Annotated in this window: 16 protein-coding genes; 7 read left to right on the forward strand and 9 right to left on the reverse strand. The window is 68.5% G+C overall.

What is annotated here, in order from left to right:
* Nucleotides 1-212 precede the first annotated feature (212 nt).
* On the reverse strand, nt 213-1,337 hold the full coding sequence (locus AC07YZ_RS07730; protein ID WP_494794331.1) for a sigma-54-dependent Fis family transcriptional regulator: 1,125 nt from the start codon (nt 1,335-1,337) through the stop codon (nt 213-215).
* A gap of 226 nt (nt 1,338-1,563) precedes the next feature.
* Here AC07YZ_RS07730 and AC07YZ_RS07735 point away from each other — a divergent pair, with 226 nt between their 5' ends.
* From AC07YZ_RS07735 to AC07YZ_RS07765, 7 genes are all read left to right on the forward strand, one after another.
* On the forward strand, nt 1,564-2,040 hold the full coding sequence (locus AC07YZ_RS07735; RefSeq protein ID WP_226493745.1) for a 4Fe-4S dicluster domain-containing protein: 477 nt from the start codon (nt 1,564-1,566) through the stop codon (nt 2,038-2,040).
* A gap of 81 nt (nt 2,041-2,121) precedes the next feature.
* Complete coding sequence (locus tag AC07YZ_RS07740; RefSeq protein WP_494794332.1) at nt 2,122-3,969, forward strand: aldehyde ferredoxin oxidoreductase family protein; 1,848 nt, start codon at nt 2,122-2,124, stop codon at nt 3,967-3,969.
* Between the two features lie 139 nt (nt 3,970-4,108).
* Nucleotides 4,109-5,461: an NAD(P)/FAD-dependent oxidoreductase gene (locus tag AC07YZ_RS07745; RefSeq protein WP_494794333.1), complete on the forward strand. Its 1,353-nt coding sequence runs from the start codon at nt 4,109-4,111 to the stop codon at nt 5,459-5,461.
* A gap of 279 nt (nt 5,462-5,740) precedes the next feature.
* On the forward strand, nt 5,741-5,995 hold the full coding sequence (gene thiS, locus AC07YZ_RS07750; RefSeq protein WP_226493742.1) for a sulfur carrier protein ThiS: 255 nt from the start codon (nt 5,741-5,743) through the stop codon (nt 5,993-5,995).
* A gap of 1 nt (nt 5,996) precedes the next feature.
* A complete protein-coding gene (locus AC07YZ_RS07755; protein WP_494794334.1) occupies nt 5,997-6,296 on the forward strand; it encodes a hypothetical protein in 300 nt (99 codons plus the stop codon).
* Nucleotides 6,297-6,383: 87 nt separating this feature from the next.
* Nucleotides 6,384-6,830 carry an OsmC family protein gene (locus tag AC07YZ_RS07760; protein WP_494794335.1) on the forward strand — a complete coding sequence of 149 codons (447 nt, stop codon included), beginning with the start codon at nt 6,384-6,386 and terminating at the stop codon, nt 6,828-6,830.
* 107 nt (nt 6,831-6,937) lie between these two features.
* Complete coding sequence (locus tag AC07YZ_RS07765; RefSeq protein WP_494794336.1) at nt 6,938-7,504, forward strand: RrF2 family transcriptional regulator; 567 nt, start codon at nt 6,938-6,940, stop codon at nt 7,502-7,504.
* 18 nt (nt 7,505-7,522) lie between these two features.
* On the opposite strand, the gene AC07YZ_RS07770 is transcribed toward AC07YZ_RS07765, so the two are convergent.
* From AC07YZ_RS07770 to AC07YZ_RS07805, 8 genes are all read right to left on the reverse strand, one after another.
* The gene (locus tag AC07YZ_RS07770) at nt 7,523-8,524 is read right to left on the reverse strand and encodes an FAD:protein FMN transferase (RefSeq protein WP_494794337.1); all 1,002 of its coding nucleotides are present in this window, start codon (nt 8,522-8,524) and stop codon (nt 7,523-7,525) included.
* A 17-nt stretch (nt 8,525-8,541) separates the two neighbouring features.
* On the reverse strand, nt 8,542-8,955 hold the full coding sequence (locus AC07YZ_RS07775) for a c-type cytochrome (protein WP_494794338.1): 414 nt from the start codon (nt 8,953-8,955) through the stop codon (nt 8,542-8,544).
* 89 nt (nt 8,956-9,044) lie between these two features.
* The gene (locus tag AC07YZ_RS07780; RefSeq protein WP_226493736.1) at nt 9,045-9,668 is read right to left on the reverse strand and encodes a nitrous oxide reductase accessory protein NosL; all 624 of its coding nucleotides are present in this window, start codon (nt 9,666-9,668) and stop codon (nt 9,045-9,047) included.
* The gene (locus AC07YZ_RS07785; RefSeq protein WP_494794339.1) at nt 9,668-10,213 is read right to left on the reverse strand and encodes a nitrous oxide reductase accessory protein NosL; all 546 of its coding nucleotides are present in this window, start codon (nt 10,211-10,213) and stop codon (nt 9,668-9,670) included. Before AC07YZ_RS07785 ends, AC07YZ_RS07780 begins: the two co-directional genes overlap by 1 nt.
* Nucleotides 10,210-11,037 (reverse strand): ABC transporter permease, encoded by an 828-nt coding sequence (locus AC07YZ_RS07790; protein WP_494794340.1) that lies wholly within the window; start codon nt 11,035-11,037, stop codon nt 10,210-10,212. Before AC07YZ_RS07790 ends, AC07YZ_RS07785 begins: the two co-directional genes overlap by 4 nt.
* A complete protein-coding gene (locus AC07YZ_RS07795) occupies nt 11,034-11,978 on the reverse strand; it encodes an ABC transporter ATP-binding protein (protein WP_494794341.1) in 945 nt (314 codons plus the stop codon). Before AC07YZ_RS07795 ends, AC07YZ_RS07790 begins: the two co-directional genes overlap by 4 nt.
* The gene (locus AC07YZ_RS07800) at nt 11,959-13,251 is read right to left on the reverse strand and encodes a nitrous oxide reductase family maturation protein NosD (protein WP_494794342.1); all 1,293 of its coding nucleotides are present in this window, start codon (nt 13,249-13,251) and stop codon (nt 11,959-11,961) included. Before AC07YZ_RS07800 ends, AC07YZ_RS07795 begins: the two co-directional genes overlap by 20 nt.
* Nucleotides 13,248-15,866: a 4Fe-4S binding protein gene (locus tag AC07YZ_RS07805; RefSeq protein WP_494794343.1), complete on the reverse strand. Its 2,619-nt coding sequence runs from the start codon at nt 15,864-15,866 to the stop codon at nt 13,248-13,250. Before AC07YZ_RS07805 ends, AC07YZ_RS07800 begins: the two co-directional genes overlap by 4 nt.
* Nucleotides 15,867-15,901 lie beyond the last annotated feature (35 nt).

Below are 15,901 nucleotides of genomic sequence, written 5' to 3' on the forward strand. Positions count from 1 at the left end.
GAGGCTGCCCATCGCCCAAGGTCCAGCCGGAGCAAAGTGCCTTCACCCAGAACGCGGTGGAACCGGCTTTGCCGGGCCGCTCGCGTTGCCCCTTGAGGGGCGGAGTGGTTACGCGCAGCGAACAAGCGACGGGGGTGGGGCGTGTGCTCCGGCTTTGCCGGGCCAAGGGCGTGGTCCCCCTGGGGGGAAGCCGCGCAGCGGCGCAGGGGGGATCACTTCCTACCGATTTTTCGGTAGACCGTGGCGCGGCTGATGCCCAGCACGCGTGCGGCCTGCATCACGTTGCCGCGGGCCTCTTCCACCGCGCGGCGGATCAGTGCGGTTTCCACTTCCCTGAGCGGCACGCCCGCGTGGGTGGTCGGACGCTGTGGTGTGGTGCTGGCGCGCCCGTCGTTGAATCGCGCCAGCACCTGCAGGCGCAGGCCCGACCACAACGGCAGTTCGACCGCGCCGCGCTGGGCGCGGGCGGCGTCGAACAGGTTGTCGGTCGGGATGGCGAACACGTCGCTGCAGTGCGGCCAGGGCGCGCAGGGTGCGAGGGCCAGCATGTCCGCCGCGGCCCGGTTGGTGCCGACGATGACGCCGTCGCGGTCCACGCACACCAGTCCGTCGCTGTCTTCCCCCGGCATGCGGCCGGCCCAGTTCAGGCGCAGCAGCAGGTGGTGTGGCTGCGCGAGGGTGAGCGCGTTTTCGATGCTCAGCGCCGACTGGCTGACCAGGTGCTTGAGGGCCGGGCGTTCGGGCACGTCGACGCCGGTGAGGTCGAGCATGCCCACGCAACGGCCGTCGGGGCCGAACAGCGGCGCGCCCGCGCAACTGTAGACGCTGGCGGTGTCGAAAAAGTGTTCGCCCCGGTGCAGCCAGAGCGGCTGCAGTTCGGCCAGCGTGGCACCGATGGCGGTGGTGCCCACGCGGTGTTCGGACAGGTCCACCCCCACGCGCGCGATCAGGCTGGCGCGCCGGTCCTGGTGGTCGATCGGGCCGTTGACGTCGATCACCACGCCCTGGGCGTCGGTGAGGATGGCGAAGTAGCGCGTGTCGGCCATGGTGCGCGCGAGCGACTGGATCACCGGTGCGGCCGCGCGCAGCAGGGGCTGGTTGGTTTCCATCACGCGCTTCATGGCGGAGGCGGGCACGGGGTCGAACACCAGCGGCTGGCGGGGCAGGAACCCCTGCGCCAGGCAGCGGCGCCAGGAGCGCTCGATCCAGGGGGCGATCCGCTGGCCCGCACCGGGAGCACCACCACCGAGCACGGCCCGCCGCGCGTTTTCGATCATGGCCAGGCGGTCGCTGTGGTTGTTCGCCGTGGTGACCGGCGGGCGCGGGCTGTTGTTCATGGATGGGCCTGTCTCGTTATGGCGCAGTGGAGCTCAATCGCACAACATACAGCAGCAAGTATGCCAAGCGGGGTGCTGTTTCATTTTGAGAATTTCCACCCCGGTTCGGAGTGTCTACGGGATAACCCTGAACAAAAACGGCAAGGGGGCTTCAACAATGCATAGGTATTTCCTTTCATAGGCAAGGCGCTTCATAAGACGCGCCGCTACCCACCAGGAGACCCACATGCAGAAAGTCCTGCACATCAACCCGGACAAATGCACCGGCTGCTTGCAGTGCGAAATGGCCTGCTCGTTTGAGAACTACGGCATCTACGCCACCTCCAAGTCGCGCATCAAGGTGTTCGACTTCCACCACACCGGCAAGAAGGTGCCCTACACCTGCACCCAGTGCGACGAGGCCTGGTGTCTGCATGCTTGCCCGGTGGAGGCGATCACGGTGGACAAGATGACCGGCGCCAAGGTGGTCAACGACGCGACCTGCGTGGGTTGCAAGGTCTGCACCATCGCCTGCCCCTTCGGCACCATCAACTACGTGCAAGAAACCGGCAAGGTCCAGAAGTGCGACCTGTGCGGCGGCGAACCGGCCTGCGCCGAAGCCTGCCCGACCGCCGCCATCACCTTCGTGGACGCCAACTGGACCGGCATCGACAAGATGAAACAGTGGGCCGACAAGCTGGGCAACCAGCCGTCTGCCGCCTGACCTCAAGCCTGAAACCTTGTGGGTCAGACCACTCGCGAAGCGATGTGCTCTGACCCCAACTGATCAATTAGGAGCATCAACATGTCTTGGGCTGGAAAAATCCTCCGCGTCAACCTGAGCGCGGGCACCGTGAAGTCCGAACCGCTGAACATGGAGTGGGCGCGCGCCTACCTCGGTTCGCGCGGCCTGGGCAGCAAGTACCTGATCAGCGAAGTCGACCCCAAGGTCGATCCGCTGTCGGCCGACAACAAGATCATCTGGGCCACCGGCCCGCTGACTGGCACCATGGCCTCCACCGGTGGCCGCTACACCGTCATCACCAAGGGCCCGCTCACCGGCGCCATCGCCTGCTCGAACTCGGGCGGCTACTGGGGCGCCGAGCTCAAGATGGCCGGCTGGGACATGGTGATCTTTGAAGGCAAATCGGCCAAGCCGGTCTACCTCTACATCAATGACGACACCGCCGAACTGCGCGACGCCAGCCACCTCTGGGGCCAGAGCGTGTGGAAGACCGAAGAGGTCCTCAAGTCCAGCCTGCAGGACCCGCTGCTGCGGGTCTCCAGCATCGGCAAGGCCGGTGAAAACGGCGTGCTGTACGCCGCCGTGGTCAACGACCTGCACCGCGCGGCCGGCCGCTCGGGCGTGGGCGCCGTCATGGGCAGCAAGAACCTCAAGGCCATCGCCGTGCGCGGCACCAAGGGCGTGGGCAACATCCGCGACCCCAAGGCCTTCATGAAGGTCACCTTCGAGAAGAAGAAGATCCTGGCCGAGAACGCCGTGACGGGCCAGGGCCTGCCGGCCTACGGCACGCAGGTGCTGATGAACGTGATCAACGAGATGGGCGCGCTGCCCACGCGCAACCACCGCGACGTGCAGTTCGAAGGCGCGAAAGACATTTCGGCCGAAGCCATGGCCACGCCGCGCGAGAGCGACGGCAAGAAGCACCTGGTGACCAACCAGGCCTGCTTCGGCTGCACCATCGCCTGCGGGCGCATCAGCAAGATGGACGAAGGCCACTTCACCGTGGCCAACAAACCGCAGTACTGGGGCGCCAACGGCGGCCTGGAATACGAAGCGGCCTGGGCGCTGGGCGCGGCCAACGGCGTGAACGACCTCGAAGCGCTGCAGTACGCCAACATGCTGTGCAACGAAGAGGGCTTCGATCCGATCAGCTTCGGTGCCACCGTGGGCGCGGTGATGGAGCTGTACGAGATGGGCGTGCTCACCGCCGAGCAGCTCGGCATCGACGCCAAGTTCGGCTCGGCCCAGGCGCTGGCCCACTTCGCCGAGATCACCGCCAAGGGCGAGGGCTTCGGCAAGGAGATCGGCCAGGGCTCCAAACGCCTGACCGAAAAATACGGCCACCCCGATCTGTCCATGAGCGTCAAGGGCCAGGAGTTCCCGGCCTACGACGGCCGCGCCATCCAGGGCATCGGCCTGGCCTACGCCACCAGCAACCGCGGCGCCTGCCACCTGCGCGGCTACACCATCGCGTCGGAAGTGCTGGGCATCCCGGTCAAGACCGATCCGGTCGAGAGCGAAGGCAAGCCGGAGCTGGTGAAGGCGTTCCAGGACGCCACCGCCGCGTTCGACTCGTCGGGCCTGTGCGTGTTCACCACCTTCGCCTGGGGCGTGGCCGATCTGGCACCGCAGCTGCAGGCCGCGTGCAACGAAGAGTTCACCACCGAAGAGCTGGAGAAGATCGGTGAGCGCATCTGGAACATGGAGCGCGAATTCAACAACGCCGCCGGCTTCACCGCCAAGGACGACAACCTGCCCAAGCGCCTGCTGACCGAAGCGGCCAAGACCGGTGCCTCCAAAGGCATGGTCAGCAAGCTGCCCGAGATGCTGCCCAAGTACTACGCCGCGCGCGGCTGGGACCCGGAAGGCCGTCCCACGGCAGCCACCAAGGCGCGTCTGAGCCTCTGAGTCGCCGGAAGACGCGCAGGTCATTGGGGGGTCGGATCACCGACTGGAGCGAAGCGCAAGGCGCGTGCTCTGACCCACAATGACCGGAAGCAACGAAGTAGCGGTCTCCTGAGACCGCTATCTTTCTTTTGGAGAAACTATGACCCACCACGTCATCCTCGGCGCCGGCCCGGCCGGTGTCATCGCGGCCGAGACCATCCGCAAGCACGCGCCCCACGATCCGATCACCCTCGTGGGCGACGAGAACGAGGCCCCGTACTCGCGCATGGCCATCCCCTATCTGCTGATCGGCAAGGTGGGCGAAGAGGGTACGCACCTGCGCCACACGGCAGACCACTACAGCCGGCTCAACATCCAGCTGCTGCGCGGTGTGCGCGCCAAACGGCTGGACACGGCCAAGCGCACGGTCGAGCTGAGCGACGGCAACACCCTGGGTTTTGACACCCTGCTGATCGCTACCGGTTCGTCGCCCGCCACACCGCCCATTCCCGGCATTGACGGCCCGGGCGTGCACAGCTGCTGGACGCTGGCCGACGCGCGCGCCATCGCCAACCTGGCCAAGCCCGGCGCCAAGGTGCTGCAGATGGGCGCCGGCTTCATCGGCTGCATCATCATGGAAGCGCTGCAAAAGCGCGGCGTGGAACTCTCCGTGGTGGAGATGGGCGACCGCATGGTGCCGCGCATGATGGGCCCCACGGCGGGCGGCATGATCAAGGACTGGTGTGGGAACCACGGCGTGAAGGTGTTCACCGGCACCCGGGTCGAGGCCATCGAGCGCGGCAACGGCGCCGAGCCCGGCCTGCTGGGCAAGATCGCGCAGGTGGTCGGCATCGGCTCGGCGTCCGCCCCCAACGGCAAGATGCAGGTGCGCCTGTCCAGCGGCGAACGGGTGGAGGCCGATCTCGTGATCAGCGCCACCGGGGTGCGGCCCAACATCGGCTTCCTGGAGACCAGCGGCGTGCGCTGCCTGGTGGGGGTGCTGACCGACGAACACTTGCAGACCAATGTGCCCGGCATCTACGCCGCGGGCGATTGCGCCGAGGCCTACGACAAGGTCAGCGGCAAGACCATCGTCAGCGCCATCCAGCCCAACGCCGCCGAGCAGGCCCGCGTGGCCGCGCTCAACATGATCGGCCAGTCGACCAGCCTGCCGGGCGTGACGCAGATCAACGTGCTCGACACCCTGGGCCTGATCTCCACCAGCTTTGGCAACTGGCAGGGCGTGCCCGGTGGGGAACACGTGGAGCTGACCGACAAGACCGCGGGCCGGCACCTGAGCCTGCAGTTCCAGGGCGACGTCATGGTGGGCTGCAACTCCGTGGGCTGGACCGATCACGTGGGCGTGATGCGTGGCCTGGTCGAAGGCCAGGTGCGCCTGGGCGAATGGAAAGACCGGCTCATGCACGACCCCACGAAACTGATGGACGCCTACCTGTCCAGCGCGCAGGGGCAGGGGCATTGGAGCGGCGCCGCCGACGAACGCCGCCGGTGAGGCCATGACCCCCCACGCTCCGCCGCTGCGCGGGTCGCTGCCCCCCGAGGGGGCTGGGCCTGCCTTGGGGCGGCCCGGTGGCTGGCCCCATGGCCCCCACGCTCCGCCGCTGCGCGGGTCGCTGCCCCCCGAGGGGGCTGGGCCTGCCTCGGGGCGGCCCGGTGGCTGGCCCCATGACCCCCACGCTCCGCCGCTGCGCGGGTCGCTGCCCCCGAGGGGGCTGATCCGCCTTGGGGCGGCCCGGCGGCGGATCGTTTGCCATCTATCACAATGTCTTCCATGCGCATCACCTTCAAGCTCTTCGCCACGCTGACCGACTACCTGCCTGCCGACGCGCGACGCAGCAACCAGCTGTCGCTGGAGGTGAGCCCGGACGCGCCCATCAGCCAGATCATCGAGCCCTTTGGCCTGCCGCCCAAGCTGGTGCACCTGGTGCTGGTCAACGGCAAATACGTCGAGCCCGACAAGCGCATGAGCACCACGCTGGCCGAGGGCGATGTGCTGGCCATCTGGCCACCCATCGCTGGGGGCTGACTTGCAGTCGAGCTATGCGGAGCGCTTCGAGCGCGACATGGGCTGCACCGAGGCCGAGTGGCTGGGCTGGCTGCCCGCGGCCATCGGTGCCTGCGCATGGCTGCGCGAGGGCCAAACGGCGCGGGTGGAGATACCGCCGGGCGCGCTGCAGCTGAGCTGGCAGACCCGGCCGCCCCGCGTGATCGCGCTCATGCGCATGCCCGTGCTGCGCGTGGGCTTCGTCTTTAACGGGCTGGACGCGGCGCAGCGCCACGCCTTCATGAAACGCTTCGACCTGTACATGCAGCGCGGTGGGGGGTAGGTCATGGCCCTGTGGGTGGCTACATACTCCTGGGGGAATGGGTAAGATGCGGAACATTGCCCCGCAACCCACACCGAAGGACCCGGCATGAGCGACAACGCCAGCGTGACCATCACCCGCCAGTCGGGCTACCAGTTCCTCGTCGATTTCGGCGCGGCGATGCCGTCGCTGCTGGCCGACGAGCCCGCGCCGCTGGGCCAGGGCGCCGGCCCGGCGCCCGACCACCTGCTGCTGGCGGCGGTGGCGAACTGCCTGAGCGCGAGCCTGCTGTTTTCGCTGCAGAAGTTCAAGCAGGACCCGGGCACGCTGGTGGCCACCGCCACGCCCGAGATGGGCCGCAACGAGAACAAGCGCCTGCGCATCGTGGGCATCCACGTGAAGCTGGAGCTGGGCCAGGCCGCGGCCCGCATCGAGCACCTGGACCGCGTGCTCGCGCAGTTCGAGGAGTTCTGCACCGTGTCCATGAGCGTGCGCCAGGGCATCCCCATCCATGTGCAGGTGCAGGACGGCACGGGCGCCATCCTCAAGGACTGAGAGGCCAAGAGGTTGAGCGGCCGGCGCGCCCGACCGGGCGCGCGCCGTTTTGACGGTACAGTGAAACCTCTTGAACCAACCTCGTCTTTTCACAGGGCGAAGACCCGATGCGACTCACCCAATGGACCGACTACAGCCTGCGCGTGCTGATGTACTGCGCGGCCTGTGATGGACGCGAGCACCCGCCCACGGTGAACGAGATTGCCGAGGCACACGGCATTTCGCGCAGCCACCTCACCAAGATCGTGATGATCCTGGCCGCTTGTGGCTGGATCGCGACCACGCGCGGCCGGGGCGGCGGCCTGCGCCTGCTCAAACCGGCCAACGAGCTGACCCTGGGCGAGATCGTCCGTCAGACCGAGACCGATCTGACCCTGGTGGAGTGTTTTGACAAGAAGAACAACACCTGCCGGCTCGACGGCTATTGCCGGCTCAAGGACTCGTTGTACAAGGCCATGAAGGGGTTCTTTGATGTGCTCGACGGCGTCACGCTGGCCGACCTGCTGGCGCCCGTGGCCACCAGCAAGGCGCACGCGGGGCTGCTGCCCCACCTGATCCCGATCCAGCTCGCCTCATTGAAGATGCCCAAAAAGGCGCCGGCCTCAACCGGTCCGGCCGCTCCCGCCAAACGGCCACCGGCCGCGCGCAAGCCGGCCAAGGCCAAAGCCGGCTGATGCCGGAAGCAACGAGGGTCAGCCCCACCGCCCCATGGTGTGGATGTGGTCATCGGCATCCACGATCAGGCTGTCCACCCCGCGCAGCGGCGCGAGCAGGTGCCGCCCCGCCGTGGCGCCCGCCACCATGATCGCTGCGCCCAGGCCGTTGACCGGAGGATCGGGCTGGCGCGACACCGTGACCACGCCCCGCACGCCGCGGCTGGGCATGCCCGTGCGCGGGTCCAGCACGTGGTGGTAGCGCCGGCCGTTGCGCACGAAGCAGCGCTCGTAGTCGCCGGAGGAGGCCACGCAGGCGTCGCGCACCTGCACCGTGCCGATCAGCCGCTCGGGCGCGCGCGGGTCGCGGATGCCCACGCGCCAGTCCTGGCCCTGGAGCTGGCCGCGCGTGAGCACGTCGCCACCGCCATTGACCATGGCGTGGCGCAGGCCGTGTTGTTCGAGCACGCGCAGACCCGCCTGCAGGATGGGAAGTTTGGCCACGCCCCCCAGGTCGATGCGCATGCCCGGGCGGCCCAGGCCGGCCTGACCCGTCGCGGGGTCGATCAACACGTCGCGGAAATCCACCAGCCGGCGTTCGCGGCGCAACTCTTCCGGCGCGGGCATGCGGGCGTCCCGCGGGTCGAACGACCAGCCGCCGTACGCCCCCACCGTGATGTCGAAGGCGCCGTCGCTGAGCCGTGACAGCTCGGCGGCCCGCTGCAGCACTGCGAGCAGCTCGGGCGGGGCCATCACCAGGCCATGGCCCGCGCTGCGGTGCATCGCGCTCACCAGGCTGTCGGCGCCGTAGCGGCTCATCATGCGTTCCAGACGCTGCATTTCCGCAAAGGCCGCCTGCACGGCCGCCGCCGTGGCGCCAGGGCTTTCGCCTTGCGCCACGATGTCCACCCGCGTGCCCATCAACACGCGGGACGCGCGGTGGACGTCGGGGCTGGCCAGCGCCGGGCGCAGCCCCAGGCCGGCGACGAGCAGGCCGCCCAGCCCGGCCAGGTACTGGCGGCGTTGGAGCAGGTGTGTCATGGTGGGGCCGGGTGGGTTCAGAGCGACTGGGCGACCATGTGGTCCACGGCGGCCTTCAGTTCGTCGTCGGTGAGGGTGCTGCTGCCACCGCGCGCGGGCATCATGCCCTTGGCGCCGGTGAAGCCTTCAAGGGCGTGCTTGTAGAGCGTGTCCTTGCCTTGCGCGATGCGCGGGCCCCAGTCGGCTTTGTCACCGGGCTTGGGTGCACCGGCCACGCCAGCGGCGTGGCACATGGAGCACACCGAGCCATAGACCTTCTTGCCCACGGCGTTCTCGGCCACGGGGGTCGGTGCGGGTTCCGGGGCGGGTGCGGGCGCTGCGGCCACCGGGGTGGGAGCGGCCGGCGCCGCCGCGGTGTCGGCGGGCTTTTCGCCGCAGGCCAGCAGGGCGGCGCTGCAGCCCAGGATCAGGAGAAGGTTCTTGGCGTTCATGGGGAATCCTTGGATGAAGTGGTGAAGGGGGCGGGGTGGATTTTAATATTCATTTTATATGAACAATTAAATCCGTTTTTTGACACGCATCAAAGTGGTCGGCCGTGGGTGTGCGGCGCGAGCCGCTGCAGCGACGCGGGCAGGCCCTGGCGCAAGCGCTCGGCCGTGAACCACTCGCCACCTTCCCGCGCCGCGAAGGCGCGCGCCTGGTCCAGGGTGGCGAACGCGGGCAGGTTGCCCGATCGCATCGGGCCCATCTGCCTCGACCCGTGCACGTACCAGGCCTGCTCGGCGGGTGTCCAGGCGCCGGTGTCCAGGTCGGTGACGTACGAGGCCACGATGCTGGCGGCACTCTGGCCGGCGGTGTAGCGCGGGACCTGCTGCTGGTAGAGGAACAGGCTCAGGGGCGAGTCCAGGTACTGCACGTCGCCGTTGTTGAAGATGACCTGGGCCGCCCAGCGGCGCTGGCGCGCCGGAAACATGCCGCAGACCGGGCAGCGTGCCTCGGGCGGCACCTCGCGCGCCGCGTGCAGGGGCAGGCCGGAGGCGGGGTCGTGGGAGAAGGTGGGCGCCGTCAGGCACACGTCGTCGGGCAGCACAGTGTCCCGCCGGGCGGGCGCCGGGGCACCCCGCACCACCCGGTAGCCCAGACCGGCGAGCACGGCCGAGGCGCACAGCAGCGAGAGACCGATGAACCGGCGGCGTTGCGGCATCACATGCGGGTGTCGTGCAGCGCACCGCCGCTCAGGTCCACCATGCCGGGCTGGATCTCGGCGTAGCGCAGCAGGCGGCCGCCGTGTTGCTGCATGAAGGTTTGCGCGGCGGACTCGGTGGCGAAGCTCGCGGCCGTGGGGCCCATGGAGCCGTGGCGCTTGCTGCCCAGCACGTAGAGCGCCTGGCGCGCGTCGATCCAGTGCCCCCGGGGCTGGTCCCAGTCGGCTTGGCCCATGTCCTGCACGTGCGCGCTCACCACCGCGCGCACCTGCTCGGGGGCGAGCAGCACCGACAGCAGTTCCACCGAATCGCAGAACCATTGCACCTCGGCCACGCCGTCGTAGCGGATCTGTCCCTTGGGGCCGGGGTAGTCGGCCAGCAGCATGCCGTCGAGCGAGCAGCTGGCCTGGGGGCTGATCTCGGCCGGGGCGCCGTTGGCGGCAGCGCCACTTTGGCCGCAACCCGCCAGGCTCAAGGCCGCCAGGCCGGCGCAGCCGCACAGCAGACGCCTGCGATTCAGGGTGAGGTTGAAAGGGGTGTTCATGGTCGGAATCTCCAGGAGGCCAGGGCAAGGGGCGCGACGATCCAGGCCAGCATGGCGCTGGCGAGCCAGCCCACCTGGCTGAGCGCCGGAGGCAGGATGCTGGCCAGGCCGTACAGGCGCTGCACGTCGTCGAGCGAAAACACGTTGAGGATGCGGAAGATGTCGGCCGGGTTCAGCAGCAACAGGTAGGCGAAGACCTGGCCGCCGAACTGCCCGCCAGTAGCCACCAGCAGGCCCAGCAGCAGCAGGTCGAACACCAGCACCAGCGCGAACCACAGCGCGATGGCCAGGCCCGAGGCGCGGGTGCGGTCGCGGGCCAGCACCGACAGCAGCACCGCCAGGCTCAGGAACGCCAGCCCCAGCAGCACCGAGCTGATCACGAAGCCGGCGTAGTGGTACAGGCCGGCCCAGCTGAAGCGCTGGTACAGCAGCAGGGCCACCAGCGCAAAGCCCGAGACGGTGGACAGCGTCAGCGCACCCGCGAGCCCGAGGTACTTGCCCAGCAGCAGTTCGAGCCGCGTGATGGGCAGGGCGAGCAGCAGGTCGAGCGAACCGCGCTCGCGCTCGCCGACGATGGCGTCGAAGCCGAGCAGCAGCGCGATCAGCGGGATCAGGTAGATCACCAGGCTGACCAGGCTGGCGATGGTGAGCTCGATCGAGCGCGGGCCGATCTGGCCCTGCGCGGCCGAGCCGAAGTAGGTGATGAGCAGCGAGAACACCGTGAAGACCACGGCCACCGCCAGCACCCAGCGGTTGCGCAGCCGGTCGCGGAATTCCTTGGCGGCCACGGCCTGCACCTGGCGCCATTGCAATGACACGTTCATGGTGCCTCCCTCAGGCCGAAGTACACGTCCTCCAGCGAGGGCTCGTGGATCTGCAGGTCGCTCAGGCCCGCGCCGGCCAGCCAGGCCAGCACCCGCATCTTGTGCTCACGCGGGCAGCGCAGTTCCAGCAGATCGGGTTCGCGCTGCTGCAGTGCGATGTCGGCTCCGGCCAGTTGCCCGGGCAGATCGTTGGACAGGGTCTGCAGCCAGGTCGGCGCGGCGCGCAGCTGGAACACCAGGGGCATGCGCGAGCGCTCGCGCAGCGCCTGCACCGAGCCTTGCGCGCACACGCGACCGTTGCTGAGCATGGCCAGGGCATCGACCCGCTGCTGCAGCTCGGCCAGGATGTGCGAGCTGATGACCAGGGTCACGCCCTGCGAGCGCAGCAGGTCGAGCTGGTCGTAGAAATCGCGGATCGCCGACGGGTCCAGGCCGGTGGTGGGCTCGTCGAGCAGCAGCAGTTGCGGGTCGCCCAGCAGGGCCTGGGCAAAACCCAGCCGCTGGCGCATGCCCTTGGAGTACTCGCGCACCGCGCGCCCGCCGGCCCGGGTGAGGCCGACGCGGTCGAGCAGGGCGGCGCATTGCGTCTGGGGGGCGCCCTTGAGGCGCGCGAAGAAGCGCAGGGTCTCCAGCCCGGTGAGGTTGTCGTACAGCACCAGGTTCTCGGGCAGGTAGCCCAGGGCGCGCCGGGTGGTGCGGAAGTCGGGGCCGTTCACCGCGCAGCCGTTGACGCGGATGTGGCCGTGGCTGGGGGTGATGAGTCCGAGCACGAGCTTGAACAGCGTGCTCTTGCCCGCGCCGTTGTGGCCGATCAGGCCGAAGAGCTGGCCGCGTGGCACCCGCAGGCTCACGTTGTCCAGCGCCAGCAGCGGCGCACGCCGGCTGCCATAGGGTTTGGTGACGCCCTCGAGATGCAGGGCCTCAGCGGAAATGCTTGTCACGCCATGTGCTCCAGTGGGGGTGTTTCGGCGTCATGGCCGGATGGGGGTCGATCACGCTGGGCACGCGCAGCACCGGGAACTGGTGCCCCAGCACGCGCAGGGCCTGCACGGCGGGGCTGCCCAGCAATAGTTGAATGGAAGGGTGGCGCCATTGCAGGCGGTCCACCAGGTCGTTGGCTTCGTAGGACAGGTCACCGATGCCGTTGCCGTCGCGGTCCCAGCCCAGGTAGTTGCTCCAGTGATTGCCCTGGCCGGGCTGGGGCTGGCCCCAGGGTTCGTCGCGCGCGCCCACGTAGCGCACCTGCTCCCGGTTGGCGATGAAGTCGTTGCCCACCACCTGGTTGCGCGTGGACCCCGCGGACAGGTGCACCCCGACGCGGTTGTCCACCACCAGGTTGTTGCGCAGGGTCACGTACTCGACGTCGTAAATGAAGAAGCCGCGGTCGTTGCCGGCCACCACGTTGTTTTCGATCACCGAGTCCTGCAGGGTGCGCAGCATGATGCCGTGGTCGGAATTGCCCCAGGTGCGGTTGCCGCGCACCACCTGGTCGCGCACCTCCATCAAGGCCAGGCCGCCGCGGTTGTAGTAGCTGTCGTTGTCTTCCCACAGGTTGTGGTACGAGTTCATGTAGTGCGAGCCGTAGCGGCTGTGGTGCAGCCGGTTGCCGCGGAATTCGGCGTTGTGCGACACGTCGACATAGAGCGCGTCGCGCACGAAGCTGATGTCGTTGCCGGTGATGCGCGCGCCCTGCGTGTTGTAGAGCTGGATGCCGTTGCCGCGCTGCGAGGAGTTGAGGTCGCGCAGGCCGGTGATGCGGTTGTGTTCGATGCGCACTTCGTTGGCCTTTTCGATCCACAGGCCGAAGAGGTTGTAGGTCAGGTCGCAGCGCCGCACCACGGCGCGGTGCGAGCCGGGCTGCACGTAGATGCCCGCGTGCTGGCTTTTCAGGCTGGTGCCGGAGTCGCGCACGATCAGGTTTTCGATCAGCACGTCGGGCGACGCGACGCGGATGGTGTCGCCGCGCTGGCCGCCGCTGAGGGTGGGGCGGTTGATGCCGCGCAGGGTCAGGGGTTTGTCGATGCGCAGGTTCACGCTGTAGAAACCGCGCGCCACCTCCACCACGTCGCCGACGGCGGCCTGCGCCACGGTGGCCTGGATGTCGCCGCCCGGTTCGACCCGCCACACGGCGGACCACGCGGAGCACGCGGGCAGGGCCAGGCCCAGCAGCCACACGCAGGCCAGCCGTTGGCGCCAGGAGCTGTGGGTCTTCACGCCAGGTGCCCCAGGGTCTTGAGCGCGAGGAACAGCGTCGCGCCGATCAGCAGGTTCTTGAAGCCGACGTAGCTGAGCATGTCCATCCAGTTCGCCACGCGGTAACGCGCCTGCCACCACGGGCCGTCCTTCACGTAGCGCTTGCCCGCCATGCGGATCAGCACCTCGTAGACGCTCCAGCCGAACCACCAGCCGATGATGGCGCTGGCCGACAGCCGCCCGTCGGCCGCCAGCAGCCAGGCCACGCTGGCGGCCAGGGCCAGCGAGAGCCCGGCGAACTGCAGGGCGCGCTGGTGCTTCCAGCCGTCGCGGCTCCAGGGCCACAGGTGGTGCTGCACCTCCTGCCACAGACCTTTGAGGCCTGGGGCGCGGCCGCCGGGCCAGGGTTGGGCGGGCGCGGTGGGCATGCGCGGATCGGGGCCCTGCGCGGCCCGGGCGCTGACGGGCGAGACCGGTTGGATCGGGATGAAGTAACCGTCGCGCCCGATCGGCGTGATGAGCAGGCCGTCGCGTTCGCGGCGCTTGCGCTCTTTGGCCAGCGGCGGGCAGCCCTTCTGGTCGGTGTAAAGCACCATGCAGTCCAGGCAGTGCAGGCATTCGCGGTGGTCGATGCGGCCATCGGCGTCGATCGCCTGCGCGCCGCAGCCCACGGCGCAGGCCTTGCAGCTGTTGCAGTCCTGCTTGCGCTGCAGGCCGAACCAGCGGAAGGTGCTGGGCATGGCCAACGAGGCGCCCAGCGGGCAGATGTACTTGCAGTAGGGGCGTTCGATGAACAGCGACAGGCCCAGGATCACCACCACGAACAGACCGTAAGGCCAGCTGCGGTGGGTGATGCCGACCAGGAAGGTGGTCTTGAAGGGCTCCACCTCGGCCAGCACCTCGGCCAGGCCCATGGAGAACATCGACACCACCAGCAGACCGAAGAAGATGGCGTACTTCAGCCACTTGAGCCGGTCGTGCCAGACCTGCGGCAGCTTCGTCTGGAAGCGCTTGAGGCCGATCACGCGCCCCACCTTGTAGAGGGCTTCGGAGAGCGAGCCGAAGGGGCACATCCAGCCGCAGAACAGCCCGCGCCCGAACACGAACACGGTGACGATGATGAAGACCCAGAAGACGAAGATGAACGGGTCCGACAGGAACAAAGACCAGGTCCACTGGAACAGCAGGGCGTGGAACCAGGTCAGCACCTGGGTGATGGAGGGCTGCGCCATGAGACCGAAGCCGATGAAGCCGATGCTCAGCGCCCAGGCCGAGTACTTGAAGGCGTTGACCGGCCATTTGTTCTTGTGGGTCGAGCGCCGCGTGAGCTTGTCGCGCAGGGCATAGACCACCGCCACCGCCAGCAGCAGGGCGATGAAGAGTCCGATCTCGATGGCGCGCGACTTCCAGATGCGCACCCAGGGCGCGTCGGGCTCGGTGACCACCGGGCGCCCGCCTTCGAGCAGATCCGCCGCCAGCCAGTATTTCGACTCGAAATTGGCGAAGCTGCGGTGGCCGGTGGCGCGGTCCACCCGGTTGCCCAGGAAGGCCAGCTTCCAGGGGTAGGCCGCCGAAAACGAACCGGCCCGGATGACGAAGATGGCCGACTCGCTGAAGGCCGGCGCGCCCGCGGCCTGCAGGCCATAGAGGTTGAGGTAGTCGAGGTCGCGGAAGGTGAACGAGTCGGCGCCCTGTTTCACCTGGACGCGGTCGTACAGGCCGCCGCGCACGAAACCGGAGCCCTTGAACGACTCCACGCCCGCGGTGCGCACCACGAAGAGCGCGTGTTCGCCCGGCTGCAGGCGCTCGCGCAGGTTGGCGAAGCTGCGCTCACCCAGCAGGCTGCTGCCGATGTCGGGGTGGTTGAGGTCGCCGAACCAGAGCTCGATGAAGGGCACGTCGCCGCGCGGCAGGCCCACCTGTTCGGGCGTGACGCGCAGGGTCTGCACGGCACCCATGTCGACCAGCTCGGCCCAGCTGTAGCGCTGCTGGCGCGCGACGAAGCGGGCGGGGTCGCGCCGCGTGGGCTCGATGATGCCGACCTGGCGGGCCACGGCCGCGCCCGAGAGTTGCATCACCTGGTTCTGGGCGATCACGGTCACGGTGGCGCCCGAGATGGCGTCCACCCCGAGCACGTTTTCTTCGGGGCGCGAGGGCCCCACTTCGATCTGGTCGGCCACCGACTTGCCGAGGTATTGGTGGTTGAAATCGAGCAGGGCCTGTTCAGGAATGCCCAGCAGCAGGATGGGCTCGGAGTGCTTGAGCACCTTGATGCCCACATAACGGCCCTGCGCGTCCATGCCGATGAGCGTGACCACCGGCTTGCCGGAGTAGGCCGGGGTGTCGGTGATGTCGGTCGAGAGCATCACGTAGCCCAGCAGGGTCTTCTTGCCCGGTTGCTGCGGGTCGGCGTCGCCATGGGCTTCCACATACGGTGGCTGGCCCATGCGTTGAGAAAAGCTCTTGGCGCCCGGAAACACATCGCCGCAGGGCACGAGGGCACACAGATCGGGGTTGGTGGCCAGGTCGGCGGGCAGATGGGCCTCGTAGGCCTGTGCCCATGCATCGTTGCCGAGCGGGCTCAGCCACAGAGCGGCGGCGGTCAGCGCGGCCGAGAAAAGGCGTGCAATCGACATCGTTGGGGTCCAGGGGGGGCGGAGCCCGATGCCAG

It is taken from the genome of Hydrogenophaga sp. GW101-3F08, from assembly GCF_059424585.1.

Excerpts from the sequence above, each read along its gene's own strand:
- AC07YZ_RS07805 (WP_494794343.1), bottom strand. The coding sequence starts at position 15,866 with ATGTCGATTGCACGCCTTTTCTCGGCCGCGCTGACCGCCGCCGCTCTG.
- AC07YZ_RS07785 (WP_494794339.1), bottom strand. The coding sequence starts at position 10,213 with ATGAACACCCCTTTCAACCTCACCCTGAATCGCAGGCGTCTGCTGTGC.
- AC07YZ_RS07770 (WP_494794337.1), bottom strand. The coding sequence starts at position 8,524 with ATGACACACCTGCTCCAACGCCGCCAGTACCTGGCCGGGCTGGGCGGC.
- AC07YZ_RS07745 (WP_494794333.1), top strand. The coding sequence starts at position 4,109 with ATGACCCACCACGTCATCCTCGGCGCCGGCCCGGCCGGTGTCATCGCG.
- AC07YZ_RS07740 (WP_494794332.1), top strand. The coding sequence starts at position 2,122 with ATGTCTTGGGCTGGAAAAATCCTCCGCGTCAACCTGAGCGCGGGCACC.
- AC07YZ_RS07730 (WP_494794331.1), bottom strand. The coding sequence starts at position 1,337 with ATGAACAACAGCCCGCGCCCGCCGGTCACCACGGCGAACAACCACAGC.
- AC07YZ_RS07775 (WP_494794338.1), bottom strand. The coding sequence starts at position 8,955 with ATGAACGCCAAGAACCTTCTCCTGATCCTGGGCTGCAGCGCCGCCCTG.
- AC07YZ_RS07790 (WP_494794340.1), bottom strand. The coding sequence starts at position 11,037 with ATGAACGTGTCATTGCAATGGCGCCAGGTGCAGGCCGTGGCCGCCAAG.
- thiS (WP_226493742.1), top strand. The coding sequence starts at position 5,741 with ATGCGCATCACCTTCAAGCTCTTCGCCACGCTGACCGACTACCTGCCT.
- AC07YZ_RS07760 (WP_494794335.1), top strand. The coding sequence starts at position 6,384 with ATGAGCGACAACGCCAGCGTGACCATCACCCGCCAGTCGGGCTACCAG.
- AC07YZ_RS07780 (WP_226493736.1), bottom strand. The coding sequence starts at position 9,668 with ATGCCGCAACGCCGCCGGTTCATCGGTCTCTCGCTGCTGTGCGCCTCG.
- AC07YZ_RS07735 (WP_226493745.1), top strand. The coding sequence starts at position 1,564 with ATGCAGAAAGTCCTGCACATCAACCCGGACAAATGCACCGGCTGCTTG.
- AC07YZ_RS07765 (WP_494794336.1), top strand. The coding sequence starts at position 6,938 with ATGCGACTCACCCAATGGACCGACTACAGCCTGCGCGTGCTGATGTAC.